This window comes from Mesorhizobium sp. M7A.F.Ca.CA.002.04.1.1, assembly GCF_004022805.1.
Classification (GTDB): domain Bacteria; phylum Pseudomonadota; class Alphaproteobacteria; order Rhizobiales; family Rhizobiaceae; genus Mesorhizobium; species Mesorhizobium ciceri.
In genome coordinates, this window is sequence record NZ_RZPL01000733.1 from 1 (window position 1) to 2,746 (window position 2,746).

General features: G+C 61.6%; 3 protein-coding genes. 1 reads left to right on the forward strand and 2 read right to left on the reverse strand.

Going from position 1 to position 2,746, the window contains the following annotated elements; all coding sequences use genetic code 11:
- Together ENZ75_RS27565 and ENZ75_RS27570 are read right to left on the reverse strand one after the other, a co-directional pair.
- The coding region (locus tag ENZ75_RS27565) for an ABC transporter permease (protein WP_164888043.1) at nt 1-619 on the reverse strand (619 nt) is incomplete at its 3' end.
- 42 nt (nt 620-661) lie between these two features.
- Nucleotides 662-1,402, reverse strand: a complete 741-nt coding sequence (locus ENZ75_RS27570; protein WP_013530854.1) for an ATP-binding cassette domain-containing protein — start codon at nt 1,400-1,402, stop codon at nt 662-664.
- A 465-nt stretch (nt 1,403-1,867) separates the two neighbouring features.
- Here ENZ75_RS27570 and ENZ75_RS27575 point away from each other — a divergent pair.
- A partial coding sequence (locus ENZ75_RS27575; protein WP_164888044.1) for a substrate-binding domain-containing protein occupies nt 1,868-2,746 on the forward strand: 879 nt, incomplete at its 3' end.

Sequence of the window (2,746 nt, forward strand, 5' to 3'; positions counted from 1 at the left end):
CGAAGATATGGCGGCCGAACTTGGTCCAGCGCAGGATGAAGCCGGTGATCAGCGCCAGAAGGATCATGTAAAGCACCGGGTTGGCGATGCCGAACACCCAGGCGCCGCCGCCCAATGACAGAAGCTTGGCATGGTCCGGCCCGAACTGGAAGACCACCGTGTTGTTGGAGGCGACCATGGCGAGGCTTCGGGCGATCGACAGCATGCCGAGCGTCACCACGAAGGGTGGAAAGCCGAGATAGGCGATCAGCACGCCGTTGAAGGCGCCAATGGCGAGCGCGGTGGCAATCGAGGCCAGGATGCCGACCTCGATCGAGTAGCCGGCATGCATGGTGACGGCCAGCACCATCGACGACAGGCATAGCACCGAGCCGACCGACAGGTCGATGCCGCCGGTGATGATGACGAAGGTCATGCCGAGCGCGATGATGGCGACGAAGGTGATGTTGCGGGTGATGTTGTAGAGGTTCTTCGAGGTGGCGAAAGCGTCGGTGGCAAACGACAGGAACACGCAGGCAAGGATGACCGCGATCACCACCCAGAAAGTCTGGCTGGCAAACAGTCTCGCGGCCAAGGATTGCTGCTTATGCTCGATCGGCTGGTCAATTGTCAGTGCCATCGTCGACCTTCATCTGCTGTGCGTGGTGGAATTCGCTTGAAATCAAACCTGTTCGATAGCGCCGGTGATCAGCCCGGTGACTTCCTCGGGCGAGCTCGACGCAATCGTCTTGTCGGCGACCTTGCGCCCGCGCCGCATGACGATGACGCGGTCGGCGACGGTGAACACGTCAGGCATGCGGTGGCTGATCAGAACGACGGCGATGCCCTGATCGCGCAAATGGCGGATAAGGTTCAGCACTTCGGCGACCTGGCGCACCGAGATCGCCGCCGTCGGTTCGTCCATCAGCACGATCTTGGCCTGCGACAGCATGGTGCGGGCAATCGCCACCGCCTGGCGCTGGCCGCCCGACATCTGCTTGACGAGGTCGCGCGGACGGGTCTCGGACTTCAATTCGGCGAAGAGCTGGCCGGCACGCTTGTACATCGAGGCATAGTCGAGGATCCGGAACGGCCCGACGCCGCGCCGCAACTCACGGCCGAGATAGACATTGGCGGCGGCAGTCAGATTGTTGCAGAGCGCAAGGTCCTGGTGGACGATCTCGATGCCGTGCTGGCGGGCTTCCGCCGGCTTGTGCAGGATCAATTCCTTGCCGTCCATGTGCATGGTGCCATGGCTCGGGCGGAAATTGCCAGCGATCATCTTGACCAGCGTCGACTTGCCGGCGCCGTTGTCGCCCATCAGGCCGACCACCTGTCCGGGCTCGATCGACAGCGAAACGTCGTTGACGGCCTGGATGGCGCCGAAATGCCTTGAGATGTTGGTGAGTTCGAGAACCGCCACCAGCCTTTGCCTCCCCGTGCTTTGCGACCTGCAGCTGTTACCGGCGTGGATGCCGACGCTGCTTTGGCCTCGCTCTCCCCGGCTCCTCCCGAAGACGGCGTTAGCGTTCTTTTACGCAAAAGCCGGCGCACGTCAATCAATTGTCGGACGAATTGGGCCAGGACTATTTTAAAAATCCGTTTTGTAGGACAAATAGCATTGACGTTGGCGCCAAGCCGATATTAGCTAAGCGTCGGAGGAGATTATGCCGATCCCCGCTGGCGGTCGCCGGCCGGAATTGGCGGAGGTTTGACGGTCCAGGATCCGGCGGCACCTGTGTGTGAGCTGATCTGAAGCCGAATCTGGAAATGCTTATCGATCTGTCCTGGCGACACGAGCGCTCGCGAAACGACCCTCGGTCATCACGCATCCGGTCGATCTGTATGGCGGGCACGCCGTGTCCGTTTGTTTCAAGGGAGGACTGACATGAGGAAAACACTTTTGCTCGCCGCCGTCGCCGCCATGGCGTTGGGTGCCGGGCCGGCTTTGGCCAAGAAACAGCTCGTCATTGTCGTGAAAGGTCTCGACAATCCGTTCTTCGAGGCCATCCACCAGGGCTGCGAGAAATGGAACAAGGAAAACGCCAGCTCGGAATATGAATGCTTCTACACCGGTCCGGCGTCGACTTCGGACGAGGCCGGCGAGGCGCAGATCGTCCAGGACATGCTGAGCAAGGCCGACACGGTGGCGATGGCGATCTCGCCGTCCAACGCGCCGCTGATCGCGCAGACGATCAAGAGTGCCAATCCGTCGATCCCGATCATGACGGTCGATGCCGATCTCAGCAAGGAAGACGCAGGTCTTCGCAAGACCTATCTCGGTACCGACAATTACCTGATGGGCAAGAAGATCGGCGAGTACATCAAGAAGGGCAAGCCGAATGGTGGCACGATCTGCACCATCGAAGGCAACCCGGCAGCCGACAACATCCTGCGCCGTGCGCAAGGCATGCGTGACGCACTGTCGGGCAAGGAGGGCCTCGCCGCACTTGCCGGTGAAGGTGGCTGGACCGAAGTCGCCGGCTGCCCGGTGTTCACCAACGACGATGGCGCCAAGGGCGTGCAGGCGATGACCGACATCCTCGCCGCCAACCCCAAGCTGGACGCCTTCGGCATCATGGGCGGTTGGCCGCTGTTCGGCGCGCCGCAGCCCTATCGCGATCTGTTCGGACCGCTCAAGGACCGGATCGCCAGCAACGACTTCGTCATCGGCGCTGCCGACACGATCGGCGACGAGATTGCGATCGCTCGTGACGGCCTTGTAACGGCTCTGGTCGGCCAGCGGCCGTTCGAAATGGGCTACAAG